This is a genomic window from Pseudalkalibacillus sp. R45 (assembly GCF_052246725.1).
In the GTDB taxonomy this organism is placed as follows: domain Bacteria; phylum Bacillota; class Bacilli; order Bacillales; family Fictibacillaceae; genus Pseudalkalibacillus.
In genome coordinates this window covers 50,962-69,324 of record NZ_JBQQCL010000019.1, presented here as the reverse complement: position 1 = coordinate 69,324, position 18,363 = coordinate 50,962, and the positions used below count along the sequence as shown (strand labels likewise).

The following is an 18,363-nucleotide window of genomic DNA, read 5'->3' as shown; positions in this document are numbered from 1 at the left end:
TTTTCAAGGAAGCATTTGTGCTCCTGCGTCTACAAGAAAGTCCTGTCGAAGCGAGCTTCCTCGTCGCATGCCTTGCGAGGAGATTATTCAGGTAGTAGGCACGCTGATCCCGCAGGACAAGGAAAGCATCGGCAGCGTTACATCGCACGAAGAAAATGTGATTTTCATTTTCGAGGAGTCTCGCACCTTGCTCTCCAATCAACTTGCACAAGGTGATTTTTTAAAAATGACTCAAAAGCAACAATCTTTTAGAAAAGAGCCTAATAAATAAATCCAAATATAAAACTAAAAGACTGACCCTGAACATCGATGTTAATGATGTTACATGGTCAGTCTTTTTTAATGGCTTTACTGTGCGGCTCTGCTTAGTCATTGAAACCGAAACCTTTTCATACTGAAACTCACTCTTCTGTAATATAGTATACCTTGAAACGGATGTTATCTTTTTCAAGATCAAATGATTCGGCCTTCAAGAACAGTTGATCCTTTAATTTTATCTGGTTCAGCTTCAAAAGAATTGTTTCTTCTTTATCATTAATCTCAACCCATGGTGGCAAATCGGTACTTCCTTTGATAAACTCCAAAATTTTCGACCCAGGCAGTTTCAGTTCCCCGAGCTTGATCGATTCTTCTTTTAACAGAAGATTTCCATTATCTAATACCTGAGGTTCGAAATCCATTGTAAATTGGACTTCATTCGAAAAAAATGTGAAGTACCCTTTCACCTGGACATTTTCTTTAAGTTCAACATTATAATCGAACTTCGGATTTCTGCCGGATTTCAATTGTGCCAGTTGTTCTTTGATCAAAAAATTCAATTGATCCTTTGACGAATCGATATCGAATATCGGTTCCCCCTGTTTTGGGACATCGTGCATGGACTTCTCTTCTTGTTTATCCCCCATGAATACTAACGTTCCGACGATGATTGGAACGATGATCATGATTGTAAGTAAAATGAAAAAAGCATATTTCCATCTGAATTTCAAAGTGTTCTCCTCCCGTCCCCTCATAATCTATAATAGTTGTTACTGTTCATTCTTTTAATATTTTGGTATGTTAGTAATACAATCTCTTAGTTTCGGAGGTTCAACCTATGACCATGATCGCAATTTATTATATAGCATTCGCATGTATCATTCTTTTCTTGTTTAATACACTTACGAATCGCTTATGTATTCAAAAGAATATTCCTGCAGAAAAACAGGTGAATGTATTCCGGTGGATCAACATCATGATCACGATCCTGTTAGTAAGCTCGTACATTGAAGTAATTTTTGTGCATTGACGCAATTTATGCTCCATAATATTTCATTATTACCCAGACAGGTATATGTACAAACATAAAACTGTCCCTTTGTTTAGAGAGTTCGAACGTTCATAGGCATTTTGAACAGTACGAATGAAAACTTGAGAAAAATCAAAAGCGTTCTTTAGGCTGGACTTTGTTTGTTAATTCACGTTACGGGAGCAACAAACTTTGTAAAAAAGAGGCTGACAGCGATGGTCAGCCTCTTCCTCATTCAGAAATACGTATTAGCAAATCCAAGCTGCGCCTACGATAATCAATAGGATGAACAATACAACGATTAACGCAAATCCTTTTCCATACCCGTATCCACCCATGATGTCACCCCCTATTCCGGTGTTATGTTATCCTATGCATTGAGGTAAGCCAAAGCATAGGCTGCTATCCTTTCGCTCGGAAATTTCTTAAATTTTTAGCAAATATAGCATGCTCCAATAATGATCAACAAAAGGAACAGTACTACGATCAAGGCAAAGCCGCCTCCATGTCCGTAACCCATTGCAATCCCTCCTTTGGTGTACACTTATAGTGTATAAGTCCAATGTCAATCTTGATTAGACCAATGCCCTTATTTTTAAAAACGGGCGGATGCACAAGCAATTCCAATAAATGTGTATTTTTTCTCATATTTGGTGTGAAGTGTGTATTTTTAACAGGTGGATATGCTATAGTAGGAGATGTGAAAAAATTTCTACATCATAGGAGTGTATGTCGATGAAAAAGTGGGTCCTGACGGTTGCTGCAGCAACGATGATTTTTGGTACCGCTGCATGCAGTAATAATGGCGATTCCGGTGATAGTAAAGTAATTGTTGAAACCAGTGCCGGAGATGTCACACAACAAGATTTCTATAATGAAATGAAGAAGCAGCCTCAATCAGAACAAATTCTACAAGAACTCGTACAATATAAAGTTCTTTCTGAAAAATATGAAGTTAGTGATAAAGAACTCGATAAAGAGATCGATTACCTCAAAAGTCAATTTGGCGGAGAAGAAGGCTTTGAAAATGCGCTTAAACAAAGCGGTATTGAAGGAGAGGACGAGCTTCGGGACGTTGTAAAACGTAACCTCGTATTCTTCAAAGCTCAGACTGAAGGTATCAAAGTTTCTGAAGAAGAAATGAAGAAGAAGTATGAAGAAGAATTCAAAGTTAAAGAAGTTGAAGCGCGTCACATCTTGGTAAAAGAGGAAAAGACAGCTAAAGAAGTAAAAAAGAAACTTGACGAAGGTGGAGACTTTGCTGCACTTGCAAAGGAATATTCTACTGATCCTGGTTCGAAAGACAAAGGTGGAGAGTTAGGATCATTCCCACGCGGCCAAATGGTTCCTGAGTTCGATAAAGTAGCGTTTTCACTTGAAAAAGGAAAAATTTCAGATCCAGTCAAATCTCAATATGGATTCCACATCATTGAAGTATTAGACCAAAAAACGCAATCATTTGAAGAAGCAGAGTATCAAATCAAGAAAACATTGCTTCAACAGAAAGCTCAAGAAAAAGCACAAAAGGACCCAGAAGCCAACCCGATCGATAAAGCTATAAAAGATGCTAAAATCGACGTGAAAGATAAGGAATATAAAGATCTATTCAAGAAAGATCAAGCAGAAGAACAACAACAACAATGATTTATGAAGGGCTGACGACTGTCAGTCCTTTTTGTTATTGTGGTGCTTTTAGACTTATACACTGCGTTTTTAGACATATTCATGATTTTTTAGACTTAAAGTAGTTTTTTTCGGATTAGGAAGTTTGGAACACCTCCTTTTAAAGTTAAAACTTGTGCCATCCGTCTCTAAACCTACCCAGAACAATTCAAAATGACAGTAGAAGCTTCATGAATCCTAATCTGAAATTCGCTTCCCACCGTTCCTTTCCTCACAATAAAGAAAACTTGGAAAAGTCAACCCTTAGGGCAGGGTAAGCCTTAGTTGCGCTGATACTGAAGAAAGTATTTTATACTTACTTCACAACAAAAAAGGCTGCCTCGCTATATTCGAGACAACCTCCATGCTTTATTCCCCAGATGCTTGGTTTCGCCGTTGCTTTTCTTCTTCAATCCGTTCCATGTAGATTTTGCCTTCCTCTTCGATATGGACTCGATCCAGTTTCCTATCCTCAACTGTATGAAACCATGCTCTATAGCCGGAGTACCCTATTCCTGCTAATACGAAGTACATCCACCAGGGAACACTTGTAAGAACCGGTTTAAGATTGCTGTATACACCTGTGAATTGTAACAATGCAAAAAATAAAACAACCGTAGCGACAACGTATAGGCGACGCATCGACTTTCCTCCTTTGTAGACAAGCTTTGTTATAACAAAGATATGTAGGAAAACGGTTGTTTATGCCTATTTAAAGATTGGTGGGGACAGACTTTTTTTGCTCTGTCAAAGGTTTATAGAATGAACGGTTATCAAGCGCAAAAACACGTTCAGTGAACTCACCTGGGTTCACTTTGCTTAAAGCACGGTCCATCATATTCATTTTCGCATCGATATTATCGATATAATGGAGAACTTCAGCTTCTCGTACCAATGGAGGCTTAGGACTCCCCCACTCTGCTTTCGAATGGTGACTTAATACCATATGCTGGAGAATCAATACTTCTTCTCCATCTATTTCTAGTTCGCGTGCGGCTTCACCAATTTCTTCAACCATCATCGTAATATGTCCTAACAGATTGCCTTCAAGGGTATAACTCGGTGCAACCGGTCCAGATAACTCCTTTGTTTTGCCAAGGTCATGCAGGATGACACCTGCATATAACAAGTCCGTGTCTAACGATGGATACAGCTGAGCGATTGATTTGGCAAGCTTGAGCATCGACACCACATGAAAGGCTAGTCCTGAAACGAATTCATGGTGGTTCTTCGTTGCAGCTGGGAACTCGAGAAACGCCTTCTGATGTTTCTTCACAAGGTGGCGGGTGATCCGCTGGATGTTCGGATTTTTCATTTCAAAAATAGCTTGTGTGATCACTTCGGTCATTTCATCCTGTGGAAGCGGTGCTGTCTCAACAAAGTCATGGACGCTAACTCCATCCTGAGTCGTAGTCAATCTGATCTGCTTCACTTTAAGCTGTGCTTTACCGCGATAGCTGGTGATATCCCCCATCACTTTTACGATGGATTCGGGTACAAATTGCTGCTCGTCTCCAGGACTCGAATCCCACAGCTTTGCCTCAATATCCCCTGTATGATCCTGCAAAATAAGGGTCAGAAATGGTTTTCCAGTACTTGTTGTCCCTTTAGCTGCAGATTTGATCAGCAAATAATCTTCAAAAATATCTCCTACCTGGTATTGTTGGATTCCTCTTTTCATCCCTCTTACCTCCTCTTTTTTCAGCTGGGTATGGGCTGTCCAAAAAGCGTCTGAGTCTTTCCGAACTTAACAACATAATAAGAATGGTGTCTGATACTTTACTTTTAGGACAGCCCCGTCCATACTTTCATGGCGAATACGGAATATGTATATTGATAAAATCCTGCAAGCACTGGGTGGCCAGTAGCGTAACGTTACATAGTTGAATGCGAATCGGGGTAAAGTGACCAATACCAACCATGATGAATGGGAGAACCAGCGCTTTGTAACTTTTCTTTACCTCTTCCATAAAGCATCCTATTATTAACTCTCGGTCCGCTCTATGATAATTACAATTGAAACACCATTTTCTTCATTTTGGACCTCTACAGTTCCATTATGAAGTTCAACGATACGTTTGACAATAGCCAGACCGAGCCCGAATTGTCCTTTATGGCTTTTTTCGAAAGGTTCAAAAAGGCGGTCCAACTTTTCTTCAGGGATAGTCTCACCATCATTGTGCACCCTCATTGCCGTTTGACCATTTTCCCTTTCACAGGAGATATCGATATAAGATTCCGCATAACGTAAAGCATTCTGGATGATATTTTCGAAAACGACTTCCCATTGGCTTCGATCGCCTTTGAAATCGATATCTTCACCACTTACGTTTATCACAATTTCTTCCCGCTGGTACAAAAATCGATCAAGGACTTCTTGAATCAATGAACCGAATCGGATCGTTTCATTTCGTGGCTCGTTGTCTTGCAATGTATCAAGCTTTGAAAAATAAATCATATCTTTTACGCGTTCTTCCATCCGGCCAGTTTGGTTAATGATCACATCCATCATTTCTTCAAGGTCTTTCTCTGGAAAAACACCGTCCTTGACGGATTGTGCATAGCTCTGGATCGTCATGATCGGTGTCTTTAATTCATGGGAGGCGTGCTGAATGAACCGCTTTTGTGACTGATCGTTTCGTATCAAGTTTTGTCTCATCCGTTCAAACTGTTCCGAAAGCTGTTGGAAATCATGGTCTCCTTTCAGCTCGAACGGTTCGCGCCAGTTTCGATTACCGATCTGCTCAAACCGTGCACCAAGAGCCTTTAATGGCTTCCTTAAATAATTGGATAGCCAAATCGCTGGAATGATACTGATGACAATCCCGATGACAAAGATCCAGATCAGTCTTTCCCACAAACGCTGTACGAGCTGATCACGATATGTATCCCACATATACGATACCATGAAAGCCTCATTTCCGTTCACTTCAATCGGCCTGATGACATAAAAGAGTGTCGCATCCCTGTAGGAAAGCTGAAAATCACCTTCATCCTCTTCAAGCAATATCGCTTTTTCCCAAATATGCCGCAATACCGTTTCAGGAACGGAATCCCCTTTGATAACAAAGGATTGATTGCCAAGGAGAAGGTGACCAACTGACCTTGCTGCCTCCCGACGTTCAACGAAATTGAGGTTCGTATCCGGGAGTTCCTGCTCTGGTCCAGTCGGGCCTTCTAGAATGAGATCTTGTTGTTCTTTTATGATCCGGTATGATTCTTCTGTAAGTGCCTCACGCATGGATAACGGATAAATGACGACGACACATAATCCGACGACGAAAACCAACAGGAAAAAGGAAAGCCAGATTCGCTGTGCTATGCTAAGCTTTTTCACGATGTCTCAATCCTATAACCACCGCCGTATAGTGTTTCAAGATTTAGGCGTGGCATCTTCTTGCGGATACGTCGGACTACATCATCCACAGCACGCTCCGACCCGACGTAATCCTTCCCCCATACACCTTCAAGGATATCCAGCCGCGATTTTGTTTCATTTAGATGTTCCGTCAGATAGAGGACGACCTCGAATTCTTTCGTAGTCAGGTCCACCTCTTCAGTTCGATAAGTGATTTTACGATCAAGCGGATGAATGCAATATTCATTGACCCACCTATTTTGATACTTTCCTCCTGGACCTTCATAAATTCGCTGCATGAGCTTTTTAGCCCGGATGATCAGCTCTTTCGGTAAGAACGGCTTTGTAATATAATCGTCGCTTCCCAATTCAAGACCAAGCACTCGATCGAGATCCTGGTCTCTAGCAGATGTGAAGATGACCGGAACATCCGTACGTTCCTTTATTTGTTTCAAAAGCTCATACCCATCCACACCGGGAAGCATGATATCCAAAACCCATAGGTGCGGAGGCTTCTCAATGTATTCCAAAGCACTCGTCCCGTCATGAAAGACCTTTACCTTCCATCCCTCTTTTTCCATATACGCTTTCAGTACAGCTGATAAATCCTGTTCATCTTCTACTAGATAAATCATGTAGCCTTCCATATTTTCTCAACTCCTGGGAAAACGATTAGGTTTGGACTTCAAGTGATGCTCTATCTGGTAACTGTAATGGCTTCTCAGTCAAATAGGCAGCTGCATTTCCGTGACACGTAAAATAGAGCACCTGTCGTTCTTCTGCAATGGATCGGATGAGCTCAAATGCAAGATTATGACGTTTTTCATCGAAGTTTACAAGAATATCATCCATGATCAAAGGGAAATCTCCTTGATTTTCATATTCTTCTGCCAGTGCAAACCTTAAAGATAAATAAAGTTGTTCCATAGTAGCTCTGCTCAACTCTTCTGGCTTAAAAACCACTCTATCTTTACGTTCGATAAAGAAACTTTCTTCTCCTTTCGGGGCGATGATCCGGTTGTATTCCCCTTCTGTCAGTGCTGTAAAATAACCTGCCGCCCGCTTGATAACACGCGGTTGTCTTTCAGATTGATAGTTTTGCTTCGCCCGATCCAGCACATATTGTGCTGTCCTGTAAACAGCCCATTTCTTAGCTTCTTCAATGAATTCACTCTTGGCCAGATGATAGGAATGAAGTTGATTCGAATATGTGCCATCTTCCTCTAGATGTGTAATCGCAGCTTGCAATTGCGAGCAATCATCACGAACCATGTCGATATCTTTGCTGATTGTTTCAAGCTCCTCGTCCAGTGTTTCTAAACGAGCTTGGAGATTGCTTAATTTAGACGGATCGTTCTCCAGGTGTTCGATGATTTTCCAATCTGTCGAAGCCTTCAGCTGAGCATCTACCATTTGCAGTTGTTCTGTCCATTTTTCATACTTTTCATTCGCTTTTCCTTTTTCGCGAAAAGCTTCTTCATCTTGTACCTCAGCTAATGCAAACAAGGTTTCGATTTCATCTGTATATTGCGTATACTTTTTCAACAATCCTTCATACTGTTCCTGAAGCTGTTCAATAGAGACGGATAAGCTGTTCTTTTCTTCACGCTTTTCCATCTGCTCCTTTAACTGTCTCGATAGCTGTGAGAGATTCCGCTCTATCCCGTGAGTGGAGTCAATATGACAGGCACGGGAGATATCCAGAACCGAACTCTCAAACTTGGAAAGTTCCGTTTGAAGCTGATCCAGATTCTTTTTCAAATGACTCTGCTCCGTCAATCTTTTCTTCAAGTGATCAATCCGTTCAAAAATTTCTAGAAGTAGTTCATCCGGGACATTTGATGGTATATGCACCATTTTCCTCCATCTGGACAGTTCCTCTACAGTCTGATGGTGCTCAATCTCCCATTGGTCATAACGACTGGCTACATCCTGGTATCTCTTTTCAAGAGCCTGTTCATGATCTTTCAGATGATCGAATTGGACTGCCAACTGCTGTTGATCGTTTAACAGTTGATTCACATGATCGATTTCGGAAACGTCATTGCTGTCTTGGTGATAACGAAGCTCGGCCTCAAGTTCGGTGATTTGGCGCTTAAGATCTTGCTCATTATCCAAACCGCCTTTTTTATTCAGGAGAATTCCTGTGCCTACCAGACTGATTCCGATGATGAGACCAGCAATATAATCGCCTTGCATCATCCAAATGCCCGTCAGCACGATTCCGAGACCGATCATCGCCCAAATGATGATACGGTTGATCGAATTTCCTTTTGAAGCGCTTTGGAGACTTTTCAGTGTTTCAATTCTTCCTTTTAACAATTCCGGCGATTGATTGGTTAAGTCTTTCACCTTTGCACGATAGGATTGGATCGTTTCCTCTGGAAGCATCTGCTCGATTAAGGAGGTCCTCTTCGCTTCATTTTCCTCAAGTTCACCTCGAGCATGCAAAAGGTCCTCATCGAGTCTTTTTTGCTCCTCTACTGATTGATCGAGCCTTTTCAATTTGCTGATCAATTGCTGTTTCGTTACGAGATCCGTGTTAATCGAACGTATTGTCTCTTCTGTCCATTCTTGACCGATTACCTGCATTTCATTATCGATTTCTTGCTGAAGATACTCGATCCGCTCTTTCAGTTTGCTATAGTCTTCCTGTCTCCCTTTGTACAAACGGAAGTTGCTTTCCAGTTCATTGATCCGGGGGGCCTGATCGAGCATATCATCGTTAAGGTGTAGCGCATCATACAACTCTTTATTTTTACGTATCAAATCTTCCACATGTTTTCGATCACTGTGCAACTCAATTTGCCGTTCTTTAAGACTTTGAAAACGATCCAATCCATCCTCAGGAAAGGGTGTAGCGGCGGGAAGGCTCTTCAACTGGTTCTCGAATGTGTTCTTCTGTTCAAGAAGCGGGTTGATCGATTGGAGATGCTTAAGGTCCGTCCTTTCCTGATCCAGGTCTTTTTTTGCTCTTTCAGATTTTGATAACGCTTCTCTTTTACCCTCTAATTCGGATTTCATCCGGTTATACTCATCAAGCTTCTTGCTCCATTGCTTCACCTTTTGTTCGAGCTCATGGAGATGGTTCAGCTTCTGATTCAAGACAGGATTTTTGCCATTCGGTTTGAATAGTCTGTTTTGTTGGTCTTCTAATGATTTCGAAATCTGGTTGAGCTGTTGTGCCCCGGTCAATCCGGCATTGAAAAGATATTCTCCTAACTGCTCTGATTTGATTTCATTCACTTGTTGCAATCCGTCCAGGTTGAAAGAAAAGACATTACGGAAGGTTTGGTGGTTCACTTCCCCTAAGACCTGCTGGAGGAAATCTTCTCCTTCATTGCTTCCATCTTCTTTTACAATAGTGACAGTTCCGGAAGCACCGCCTTTCCGTTCAATGGTGAGGATGCCATGCTCAGCTGTTTCAATACGCAGTTTTCCGCCATAGGCCTGGGTTGTCTTCGGCTCGTATCTCAACCGCTTTTCACTGCGCTTTGGAAACCCGAACAGCATATATTCAATAAAGGCCATCACAGTGGATTTACCAGATTCATTTTCCCCGTATATGACCTGGACTTCAGTCTCGTCAAATCGGATGAATTCATTCTCGAATCGCCCGAATCCGTATATATGTAAATCTATGATCTTCATCGCCAGCCCTACCTTTCTGATTGCAATGCGATCGACTCAATCAACAGCCTTTTGGCTTCTTCTACAATCTCGTTGTCTCCCAAACTTTCATCATCTAAAAATTTCTTCGCTTTCTTATGCTTCAAAAGAGTTTCCAGGGCGGGATCGCTCTTGTCCATTTGCCCGAATACATTGAAGATTTCCTTCATGAAATGAGATTCTCCAAGTTCATTGATGTATTCTGTGTAAACGGGCTCAACGGCTATACGATTCACCCATACAAATGGTTCCTCTGTTTCTTCCCCTTCATGTAAATGATCCATCAAATCATCTAGTGTGTCATTTTCGTTAAGCGATTTGAGAGCTGGACTTTCCCCCGAAAACTCAATCGATAAAATCGTATTCACTCCCGTATTGCGTAACTTCTCTTTTACAAGGTTGACTTGATGAATCAGATCATCCATCGTATCTGTTTTTCCTATTGAAAGACTTTCAGACTCCCATCGTACTGTTGAAGTTTCTAGAAATTCCAACGACGCATCCACTTCGTTCATATCGACCAGATAACAACCTTTTGGACCACTCTCTTTCCGATTCAACCCTTGAATGTTACCAGGATAGATTACGTAGGGATGATGGGAAAGTTCCTCTCTTTTATGGATGTGTCCTAACGCCCAATAATCAAATGTTTGAGCCTGCAACTCCTGCAGCATGAAAGGAGCATAAGTCTGATGATCGGAATTTCCTCCGATCGAGCCATGTAGTAAAGCGATATGAAATGGGGGGCCTTCCAGCTTTTGATACTTCGATGAGATATTTTCCGTCCCCGCTTGCTTTGGGTAACTATAGCCATAAAGATGCGCAAGGACTTCCCCTTCTTTTTTAAAAGGAAGCATCTCCGGTTCTCTGCTGCTGAAGAAATGGACATTATCTGGCCATTTAAGTTTGATATACTCGCCACCTAAATGATCATGGTTTCCATGTATGACAAATATATCGATCATCTGGTCCTGGAGTCTTTGAAACTGATTTTTCAAAAACAATTGTGCCTTCAAACTCCGATTCGCTCCGTCATACAAGTCCCCTGAAATGACGAGGAAATCGATCTGTTTCTCTATGGCAAGCTTAACTAGCTGTTCAAAGGATCGGAACGTACTATCTTTGACGATATTGAAGATGGGCTCCGGCAGGTGCCCCAAACCCTTGAATGGTGTATCGATATGTAAATCTGCAGTATGTATGAATCTGATCTTCCGCATTGTCATCTCATCCTTCCTCCAAGTGAGATCCTTATTGCTATTTTACCATATCCATACGAGCGTTTGTTCGTTATAAGATATAGAAAAAGACCCTACCACCGATGAAGTGATAGAGCCTTTGGATGTTTCTATTTTTTCGTCAATTGTATTGCTTTCTTGAAATTTTTGAAACTGGTTGCATTGCCATACATGAGCACACCACCACGATAGACCTTGGCAGCTATGACTGCGAAAACGCCAATCGTTACGATCAGAATGAGGATGCCGAGCATAACTTCCCATGCAGGGATATTGAGCATCCCTACTCTTAAGAACATGATCATCGGTGTGAAGAATGGGATATATGACATGATAGTAACAAAGCCGGCTTCAGGGTTCCCAAGCCCTGACATCGCCCCCATGAATGCGACGACAATAATCAGAATGACCGGTGTAATCACCTGATTGGCTTCTTCCACCTTATTCACTAAGGAACCGAGCATCGCGAGGAGTGTCGCATATAAAAGGAACCCTAACAGGAAGAATATGATTGCATAGACGACTGTAGAAATCGGAAGCTGGTCGATCTGGATGAAGGACGTGAAATCCGTCGGAGACTGTGTTGATTCCTCTCCATTGGAAGGTCCATATTTTATCGATAAGAATCCGACAAGAAAGATCAGGAAAAACTGTGTCATCCCTAAAAGCGCAATCCCGAATATCTTTCCAAACATCTGTTTGACAGGTGAAACGCTTGAAATCAGGATTTCCATCACCCTTGATGATTTTTCGGTCGCCACTTCTGTTGCGATCATGCTTCCATAGAAAATAACCGCAAAATAGATGACAAATAAAAGCACATAAACGATTGATCGCGCTTGATTCAGTTCTTCTTCGGTCTTGGCCCCTTCTTCCAGGGACGCTTTTTCAAATGAAACAGGTTCATATAAGCTGGTCAATTCAGCAGGATCCACACCTAACTGCTGTGTCGCAATCATCACTTTCGTCTGCTGAAGGTTAGTTTCGATATTGCTGATCCACCCGGCCTCAGGGACGCTTGCTGTCTTTAGCACCCCTTCTGGCAAACCTTCTTCGTTCTTTTCAAGGTATAAAAGTGCATTGTAATCCCCATCCAGGACACTTTCTTCTGCTTCTTTTTCACTCTGATTGGTTTTTGTCAATTCGATGTCATCAGATGTAGTGTCAACCTGTTGCTTCAATAACTCATAAAAGCTGCCTGACTCATCAAGTACAGCCACTTGCTTCTTGTCTTCGTCATCGCCATTGAACGTATTGACGATTGTCTGCATGTTCGTTAGTCCTAGAATAAGCAAAAGTGAAGCAACCGTTGTCAAAATAAACGCTTTCGATCGAATTCTCGTTTTATACGTATGTAACATCACGATCCAAAGCTTATTCATAAGAAGCACCTACTTTTTCGATAAAGATGTCATTCAACGATGGTTCCTCAAGTTCGAATTTACGGACAAATCCTTTACGATTGATGCTATCGAAGATCTTTTGTGATATATCTTCATTCTCGACTTGAAGATGTACGCCTTCAGGCACCTGCTTATAACGGACAACACCTGGAATGTCCTTAAGATAGCTTAGATCAAAATCAGCATAGACAGTCACATTCTTTTTGCCGAAAGATCGTTTCACTTCTTTCAATGATCCATGTACGACTGGACTCCCTTTATGAAGGATGCATAGATGTTCACAAAGCTCCTCCACATGCTCCATCCGATGGCTCGAAAACACAATCGTCGTCCCTTCCTTTTTCAACTCAAGGACAGCTTCCTTCAACATCTCGACATTCACCGGATCAAGTCCACTAAACGGTTCATCGAGGATCAGGATTTTCGGCTTGTGGAGCACAGCAGCTATGAACTGGATTTTTTGTTGATTACCCTTTGACAGCTCTTCAACTTTTTTATTTTCATATTCTGGCACCTTGAAACGTTCAAGCCACTTTTTCATTTGCGGCACAATCTCTGATTTCTTCATCCCTTTCAGACGGCCCAAATAGAGTAATTGATCGGAAACTTTCAGACTTGGATAAAGTCCGCGTTCTTCCGGCAGATAGCCGATCAGATGCGAATCCTTTTGGGACAATGGTTGATCATTCCATCTGATGTCCCCGGCTGTCGGTGTCAATAATCCGATCACCATTCTGAATGTTGTCGTTTTCCCTGCACCATTCGCCCCTAATAGGCCGAATATTTGATGTTCAGGTATATGGAATGAGACATTATCAACAGCAGTGAAGCCACCAAAATTTTTCGTCACGTTTTCAATATGTAAACTCACGGTTTCATTCCCCCTCACCTATATAACGGTTGCCCGGTAAAAAAGTTTCATCGTTTTTTCGGGTTAGCCAAATAATTAACAAGAAGGAGATTCGGAAAGTATCTAGAATATAAGCTGGAAAAGGAGGTTGAGAAATCCACATGAAAATGTACATCATAACCGTTTTTGATAATAAGGGTGAAAAGATTTACGAAGAATCCTTTGAAGCAGCTGACAACAATGAGGCTAAAAAGATCGGGCAAGATATACTGGCAGACAATGATTATGAGAATCACACAAGCCGAGTCACCTCCCCTTCTGGAGAACTCGTCTTATTCCATCGATGACACATACGAAGGCGGCATCTATTCATGGTGCCGTTTTTCTAATATTTAAAGAAAGTATAAATACTTTCTTCAATATAAGGGCAACTAAGGCTCAGCCTACGCTAGGGCTTGGCTGTGCCAAGTTTTCTTTATCCGATAAAAGAATTAAGGCTGGTTGACGGCCACATGAGCGTGGCGATTTTTGAAGAATAGGGTCGGTTGGCCGATAAACCGCTTGTTTTAACCGTAAGAAGCTGTTTCTTGGCCGTAAAGACGTCAATGTCTTTCGGCTGTATAAAAAGCCAAGTTTGGCCGTAAAAACTGCATAATCGGCCGTATCAGAGGGAGGCAGGATATGAATTTTCGAAAAGCATTGCTTGAACATCGAGATTCTACTGTATTTGAGACAAAATCAGGATCTCTTTTTATTGAAGAATCAGAAGCTGCTTCTGTTGCAGTTGTTGTCTTCCACGAAGGGAACCTTACCCTTGTGAGGCAATTCAGACACCAAATGGATCAACAGACCTTCGAGTTGCCCGGGGGTGGGCTCGAACATGGGGAGCAACCTGAAAATGGGGCAAAACGAGAATTGGATGAAGAAACAGGGATAACCGTCGATCAACTTACATATTTGGGAACCTACCATCCTCAACCGTACTTTACTAACCGGTTTTCACATCTGTTTTTCACAAGTTCAATCAAGAACTTTGGCAGCCAAAAGCTCGATGAAGATGAGGAAATCGAGGTCATCCAGATGCCGCTCAAGGATGTTTTAAAATCCATACGGGACGGAAAGATTCATGACGGTGAACTAGGATATGCGCTTTTTCTCTGTCAATTGAACGGATACATCTAGTACGGACTGATTTGCCAGCCAGCAAGCGAGTATTTTTCCCCAGTCCTTATTATAGGAATAACACCCTTTACCAAAAAACAATGACCTATGCAGGTTGGTTTCTCTCCTACAAGGTCATTGTGGATTTAAGTATGTGGTTATTTCATTGTCGCAAGCCAAGCTGCAACATTTTCAGCTTCTTCCCCTTCAATCAAACCTGCAGGCATTCCACCGCCGCCGTTTTTGATTTTTTGAAGAACTTGTTCCTGACTCATGTCTTTTCCAACTGTTTCAAGAGATGGAGCGTTTCCTCTACCTTCAAGGTTTTGTCCATGACAGGAAGCGCAATTTTGGTTAAACGTTTTCTCAGCAGCTGCAACATCAACAGAATCGCCTCCGCCATCTCCTTCATTCGCTCCGTTCTCATCTCCACCACCACCACAGGCAGCTAGTCCAGCTACAAGCAATAATGAAAAGGCAAGAATTGATAAGAATCGCAACATTTGAACACCCCACTATTATTTTGATGTTCTCATTTTCCCCTAAATCCTATATATAAAACATGATTTTTCCATTGAAGTGAATTTAGCTGACTTGAGGTGTTTTGAGCTCTGCTTGAGCAATTTCATTCCCAAAATTGAGCAAATTCATCCTCAGCTTGAGCAATTTCACCCTTACCTTGAGCAAGTTGTTACTTTAGACCTATAAAAAGAGCTGATAAAAAACGGACTGGTCAATAGACCAGCCCGTACCTTTATGGAGTTGCTTAGCTCATGCCAATCCATACACTCTTCACTTCAGTGTAGTTATCAAGTGCATAGGAGCCCATTTCACGGCCGATACCAGATTGCTTGTATCCTCCGAATGGTGATGCTGCATCAAACGCGTTATAGCAGTTCACCCAAACAGTTCCTGCTTTTAAGCGGTTTGCAACATAGTGTGCACTCTTGACATTTTCAGTCCACAATCCAGCAGCAAGGCCGTAATTAGAGTTATTGGCACGATCGATAACCTCATCCAAATCCTCAAATGGCATAGCAGCAACGACTGGACCGAAGATTTCTTCCTTCGCAATCGTCATCGTGTCATTTACGTCAGCAAAGATTGTCGGAGAAACGAAGTAACCTTGATCATAAGGCTTCGTACCACCAGTCAACAGTTCTGCACCTTCTGACTTACCTCTATCGATATAGCCTAATACACGATTATGTTGTTCTTCGGAAACAAGAGGTCCCATTTCTGTATCAGGATCGAGACCCATACCTTGTTTGATTTTTTCAGAATGAGAGACAAGGTCTGCTACAACATTATCAAATGACTTCTTCTGAATGAAGAGACGGGATCCTGCACAGCATACTTGTCCCTGATTGAACATGATACCGGACAATGCACCTGGAACCGCCTTCGACATGTCCGCATCTGGAAGGATGATGTTCGGTGATTTACCGCCAAGTTCAAGTGTTACGCGCTTAAGATCATTTGCTGCTGTACGCATGATATGCTTTCCGACTTCAGTAGAACCTGTAAAGGCGATCTTGTCGACCATCTCATGCTCAAGGATTGGCCCACCTGTCGTTTCACCGTAACCAGTGACGATGTTCACGACACCTTCAGGGAATCCAGCTTCTTGCATGAGTTCAGCTAAGTAGAGTGCTGAAAGCGGTGTTTGCTCAGCAGGCTTCAATACGATTGTACATCCACTTGCCAATGCTGCCCCCATTTTCCATGCTGCCATCAATAATGGGAAGTTCCAAGGGATGATCTGTCCAACTACCCCTAACGGCTCATGGCGTGTATAGTTGAAAAACTTTCCGGAAACCGGGATCGTCTGTCCGACAATTTTAGTAGCCCATCCAGCATAATAGCGGAAATGCTCAATTGCGAGCGGTACATCCGCATTTGTCGTTTCACGGATTGGTTTTCCGTTATCAAGCGTGTCTAGTTGTGCTAATTCTTCTTTATTTTCTTCCATCAAATCTGCTAGCTTATAAATCAGTCGGCTTCTTGATGCAGCACTCATCTTTGACCAAGGACCTTCGTCAAAAGCTTTCCGTGCAGCACGTACAGCTCGATCGACATCTTCTTTTTCCGCTTCACTTACGACAGCGAGAACTTCACCGTTGGAAGGATTTAATGTTTTGAAAGTTTTACCAGAGGCAGAAGGAACCCATTCCCCATTGATAAACAATTTTTTCGTTCCATTCAGAAATTCAGCGACTTTCGGCTTCAATTGAGCGTCTAATACTTTTTCCATCATAATCCTCCTTCAAAATTTAAGATGCACCTCACTATTTCTTGAAAAAGTGATGAAAACCCTTTCAATATATGATATTTTAACAATTTTAATGTCGAGATATATCGTCAAAATACGCAAAATCAATTTGTGCAAATTAGTTTATGAGATGAAAACCATTGCTATAGAAGGATTATAGACATTTGTTACAGTGTCGAAATATCAGAGAAATGAAGCCGAGAATAAGATCGAGACGAACAAGAATATCTGTTTCGTAATATTTGTAACATTATATTAACAATACTTGTCCAAAAAGGTGGTTTTTGTTCCTTGAAGAGTCCTTCCAGAACAAACTAAAGAAAACTTGGCAAAGCCAAGCCTTTGGCGTAGGCTGTTCCATTAGTTCCTCGAAAAAGCAATTGCTTTTCCTTCGTGCGGTGTATTGCTTCCGAAGCCGCCAGCTTGTTCACTTATACTGAAGAAAGTATTTTATACTTTCTTTAAGTGTAAAAAGAGGCTGATCCCTTCAGCCCCTTCATCACTTTATCAATTTTCGATCGGTTGTTCGATTTGCATCTTCATTTGTCTTCGGAAGACTTCTCGAACCAAATAGCCAACACCGTGCTGCTCATTCGTACGTGTCACCCAATCTGCTGCATTTTTCACGTCCACGGATGATTGCCCCATCGCCACCCCTAGTCCAGCCATCTGGATCATTTCTATATCATTCGTAAAGTCACCGACAGCGACCATTTCATCCATCGAAATCCCAAGATGCTTACCAAGGATCTGTAGACCTACAGCCTTGTTGATCGACTTAGGAATTACTTCAAAATCGCATCTTGTTGAAGCAGTGATCTGGACGCCCTCAATTTCTTCTTTCAATTCTTGATATGCCGCTTCCCTTTCTTCATCATTGAAAAATTGAACATCAATCTTTGGCACTGACATCGGTTTTTCCTCTAAATGATCACTTAATTTTTCAGTGAAGGTTACCGGATAGAATAACGGGTCCCCGATTCCCATCGTCATTTTAGCAACGATATGGGATTTCTGTTGTACTTGGTTCCCTAAAGAATACCGTTCATGAAGCAGGCGGATATGTGCGTCATACTTTTCTAAAATTTGCACGATTTTCCGTACATCATAGGCTGATATCCGTTCTTCATGGAGCGGTTCATCAATTGACGAAGCAATCAAAGCACCATTATGGGTAATGAGGATGCTATCAAGCTTCAATGCCTTGGCGATCTTTTGAGCGGACGGAAAATTCCGTCCTGTTGCCAGGGTGACATACACCCCTTTGTTTTTCACATAATCAATCGCTTCTTTAGTCGAACGATCGATCCTGAAATTACTCCTGAGCAGGGTACCGTCGATGTCTAAAGCAAGTAGTCGATAAACCAGGATAATCCCCTCCAATCTATACTTCTCCTCTTCTCATCTCTATGACAAAATGAAAATGAATAGAACTGATGATAAAGACAGGATTTGAAGGTTC

General features: G+C 41.8%; 19 protein-coding genes. 5 read left to right on the top strand and 14 right to left on the bottom strand.

Features of this window, described 5'->3' with window-relative positions:
* Positions 1–67: 67 nt before the first annotated feature.
* A complete protein-coding gene (locus ACTWQL_RS21175; protein WP_443144389.1) occupies positions 68–271 on the top strand; it encodes a hypothetical protein in 204 nt (67 codons plus the stop codon).
* Positions 272–401: 130 nt separating this feature from the next.
* On the opposite strand, the gene ACTWQL_RS21170 is transcribed toward ACTWQL_RS21175, so the two are convergent.
* Positions 402–989 (bottom strand): YpmS family protein, encoded by a 588-nt coding sequence (locus ACTWQL_RS21170; RefSeq protein WP_443144388.1) that lies wholly within the window; start codon positions 987–989, stop codon positions 402–404.
* Positions 990–1,102: 113 nt separating this feature from the next.
* On the opposite strand from ACTWQL_RS21170, the gene ACTWQL_RS21165 reads away from it, so the two are divergent.
* Positions 1,103–1,288 carry a hypothetical protein gene (locus tag ACTWQL_RS21165; protein WP_260412613.1) on the top strand — a complete coding sequence of 62 codons (186 nt, stop codon included), beginning with the start codon at positions 1,103–1,105 and terminating at the stop codon, positions 1,286–1,288.
* Positions 1,289–1,536: 248 nt separating this feature from the next.
* Here the strand turns inward: ACTWQL_RS21165 and ACTWQL_RS21160 are convergent, their stop codons facing one another.
* Both ACTWQL_RS21160 and ACTWQL_RS21155 read right to left on the bottom strand, forming a co-directional pair.
* Positions 1,537–1,626 carry a YjcZ family sporulation protein gene (locus ACTWQL_RS21160; RefSeq protein WP_221568841.1) on the bottom strand — a complete coding sequence of 30 codons (90 nt, stop codon included), beginning with the start codon at positions 1,624–1,626 and terminating at the stop codon, positions 1,537–1,539.
* A 95-nt stretch (positions 1,627–1,721) separates the two neighbouring features.
* Complete coding sequence (locus ACTWQL_RS21155; RefSeq protein ID WP_443144392.1) at positions 1,722–1,808, bottom strand: YjcZ family sporulation protein; 87 nt, start codon at positions 1,806–1,808, stop codon at positions 1,722–1,724.
* 215 nt (positions 1,809–2,023) lie between these two features.
* Here ACTWQL_RS21155 and ACTWQL_RS21150 point away from each other — a divergent pair, with 215 nt between their 5' ends.
* Complete coding sequence (locus tag ACTWQL_RS21150) at positions 2,024–2,932, top strand: peptidylprolyl isomerase (RefSeq protein ID WP_443144387.1); 909 nt, start codon at positions 2,024–2,026, stop codon at positions 2,930–2,932.
* A 387-nt stretch (positions 2,933–3,319) separates the two neighbouring features.
* On the opposite strand, the gene ACTWQL_RS21145 is transcribed toward ACTWQL_RS21150, so the two are convergent.
* The 8 genes from ACTWQL_RS21145 to ACTWQL_RS21110 all read right to left on the bottom strand — a co-directional run bounded on the left by ACTWQL_RS21145 (position 3,320) and on the right by ACTWQL_RS21110 (position 13,489).
* Positions 3,320–3,592, bottom strand: coding sequence for a sporulation YhaL family protein (locus ACTWQL_RS21145; RefSeq protein WP_443144386.1), 273 nt, complete (start codon positions 3,590–3,592; stop codon positions 3,320–3,322).
* 70 nt (positions 3,593–3,662) lie between these two features.
* On the bottom strand, positions 3,663–4,631 hold the full coding sequence (gene yhaM, locus ACTWQL_RS21140) for a 3'-5' exoribonuclease YhaM (RefSeq protein ID WP_443144385.1): 969 nt from the start codon (positions 4,629–4,631) through the stop codon (positions 3,663–3,665).
* 303 nt (positions 4,632–4,934) lie between these two features.
* Entirely contained in the window at positions 4,935–6,287 is a 1,353-nt protein-coding gene (locus ACTWQL_RS21135; protein ID WP_443144384.1) for a sensor histidine kinase, read from the bottom strand.
* Complete coding sequence (locus ACTWQL_RS21130) at positions 6,284–6,955, bottom strand: response regulator transcription factor (RefSeq protein WP_443144383.1); 672 nt, start codon at positions 6,953–6,955, stop codon at positions 6,284–6,286. Before ACTWQL_RS21130 ends, ACTWQL_RS21135 begins: the two co-directional genes overlap by 4 nt.
* 25 nt (positions 6,956–6,980) lie before the next feature.
* On the bottom strand, positions 6,981–9,959 hold the full coding sequence (locus ACTWQL_RS21125; protein ID WP_443144382.1) for an AAA family ATPase: 2,979 nt from the start codon (positions 9,957–9,959) through the stop codon (positions 6,981–6,983).
* Positions 9,960–9,967: 8 nt separating this feature from the next.
* Positions 9,968–11,197 carry a metallophosphoesterase family protein gene (locus ACTWQL_RS21120; protein WP_443144381.1) on the bottom strand — a complete coding sequence of 410 codons (1,230 nt, stop codon included), beginning with the start codon at positions 11,195–11,197 and terminating at the stop codon, positions 9,968–9,970.
* 128 nt (positions 11,198–11,325) lie between these two features.
* Positions 11,326–12,597 carry an ABC transporter permease gene (locus ACTWQL_RS21115; RefSeq protein WP_443144380.1) on the bottom strand — a complete coding sequence of 424 codons (1,272 nt, stop codon included), beginning with the start codon at positions 12,595–12,597 and terminating at the stop codon, positions 11,326–11,328.
* Positions 12,590–13,489 (bottom strand): ABC transporter ATP-binding protein, encoded by a 900-nt coding sequence (locus tag ACTWQL_RS21110; protein ID WP_443144379.1) that lies wholly within the window; start codon positions 13,487–13,489, stop codon positions 12,590–12,592. The genes ACTWQL_RS21115 and ACTWQL_RS21110 overlap by 8 nt, the downstream gene beginning before the upstream one ends.
* Before the next feature lie 140 nt (positions 13,490–13,629).
* Here ACTWQL_RS21110 and ACTWQL_RS21105 point away from each other — a divergent pair, with 140 nt between their 5' ends.
* Together ACTWQL_RS21105 and ACTWQL_RS21100 are read left to right on the top strand one after the other, a co-directional pair.
* Complete coding sequence (locus tag ACTWQL_RS21105; protein ID WP_221568831.1) at positions 13,630–13,815, top strand: YhzD family protein; 186 nt, start codon at positions 13,630–13,632, stop codon at positions 13,813–13,815.
* Between the two features lie 334 nt (positions 13,816–14,149).
* Positions 14,150–14,650, top strand: a complete 501-nt coding sequence (locus tag ACTWQL_RS21100) for an NUDIX hydrolase (RefSeq protein ID WP_443144378.1) — start codon at positions 14,150–14,152, stop codon at positions 14,648–14,650.
* Between the two features lie 137 nt (positions 14,651–14,787).
* Here the strand turns inward: ACTWQL_RS21100 and ACTWQL_RS21095 are convergent, their stop codons facing one another.
* The 3 genes from ACTWQL_RS21095 to ACTWQL_RS21085 all read right to left on the bottom strand — a co-directional run bounded on the left by ACTWQL_RS21095 (position 14,788) and on the right by ACTWQL_RS21085 (position 18,284).
* A complete protein-coding gene (locus tag ACTWQL_RS21095; RefSeq protein WP_443144377.1) occupies positions 14,788–15,132 on the bottom strand; it encodes a c-type cytochrome in 345 nt (114 codons plus the stop codon).
* Between the two features lie 263 nt (positions 15,133–15,395).
* Positions 15,396–16,883, bottom strand: coding sequence for an aldehyde dehydrogenase family protein (locus ACTWQL_RS21090; protein ID WP_443144376.1), 1,488 nt, complete (start codon positions 16,881–16,883; stop codon positions 15,396–15,398).
* 525 nt (positions 16,884–17,408) lie between these two features.
* On the bottom strand, positions 17,409–18,284 hold the full coding sequence (locus tag ACTWQL_RS21085) for a Cof-type HAD-IIB family hydrolase (protein ID WP_443144375.1): 876 nt from the start codon (positions 18,282–18,284) through the stop codon (positions 17,409–17,411).
* Positions 18,285–18,363: the final 79 nt, after the last annotated feature.

What these genes read in the sequence shown, in the direction of transcription:
- ACTWQL_RS21175 (WP_443144389.1), top strand. Translation starts at nt 68, where the DNA reads ATGCCTTGCGAGGAGATTATTCAGGTAGTAGGCACGCTGATCCCGCAG.
- ACTWQL_RS21165 (WP_260412613.1), top strand. Translation starts at nt 1,103, where the DNA reads ATGATCGCAATTTATTATATAGCATTCGCATGTATCATTCTTTTCTTG.
- ACTWQL_RS21160 (WP_221568841.1), bottom strand. Translation starts at nt 1,626, where the DNA reads ATGGGTGGATACGGGTATGGAAAAGGATTTGCGTTAATCGTTGTATTG.
- ACTWQL_RS21155 (WP_443144392.1), bottom strand. Translation starts at nt 1,808, where the DNA reads ATGGGTTACGGACATGGAGGCGGCTTTGCCTTGATCGTAGTACTGTTC.
- ACTWQL_RS21150 (WP_443144387.1), top strand. Translation starts at nt 2,024, where the DNA reads ATGAAAAAGTGGGTCCTGACGGTTGCTGCAGCAACGATGATTTTTGGT.
- ACTWQL_RS21145 (WP_443144386.1), bottom strand. Translation starts at nt 3,592, where the DNA reads ATGCGTCGCCTATACGTTGTCGCTACGGTTGTTTTATTTTTTGCATTG.
- yhaM (WP_443144385.1), bottom strand. Translation starts at nt 4,631, where the DNA reads ATGAAAAGAGGAATCCAACAATACCAGGTAGGAGATATTTTTGAAGAT.
- ACTWQL_RS21130 (WP_443144383.1), bottom strand. Translation starts at nt 6,955, where the DNA reads ATGGAAGGCTACATGATTTATCTAGTAGAAGATGAACAGGATTTATCA.
- ACTWQL_RS21125 (WP_443144382.1), bottom strand. Translation starts at nt 9,959, where the DNA reads ATGAAGATCATAGATTTACATATATACGGATTCGGGCGATTCGAGAAT.
- ACTWQL_RS21120 (WP_443144381.1), bottom strand. Translation starts at nt 11,197, where the DNA reads ATGCGGAAGATCAGATTCATACATACTGCAGATTTACATATCGATACA.
- ACTWQL_RS21115 (WP_443144380.1), bottom strand. Translation starts at nt 12,597, where the DNA reads ATGAATAAGCTTTGGATCGTGATGTTACATACGTATAAAACGAGAATT.
- ACTWQL_RS21105 (WP_221568831.1), top strand. Translation starts at nt 13,630, where the DNA reads ATGAAAATGTACATCATAACCGTTTTTGATAATAAGGGTGAAAAGATT.
- ACTWQL_RS21100 (WP_443144378.1), top strand. Translation starts at nt 14,150, where the DNA reads ATGAATTTTCGAAAAGCATTGCTTGAACATCGAGATTCTACTGTATTT.
- ACTWQL_RS21095 (WP_443144377.1), bottom strand. Translation starts at nt 15,132, where the DNA reads ATGTTGCGATTCTTATCAATTCTTGCCTTTTCATTATTGCTTGTAGCT.
- ACTWQL_RS21090 (WP_443144376.1), bottom strand. Translation starts at nt 16,883, where the DNA reads ATGGAAAAAGTATTAGACGCTCAATTGAAGCCGAAAGTCGCTGAATTT.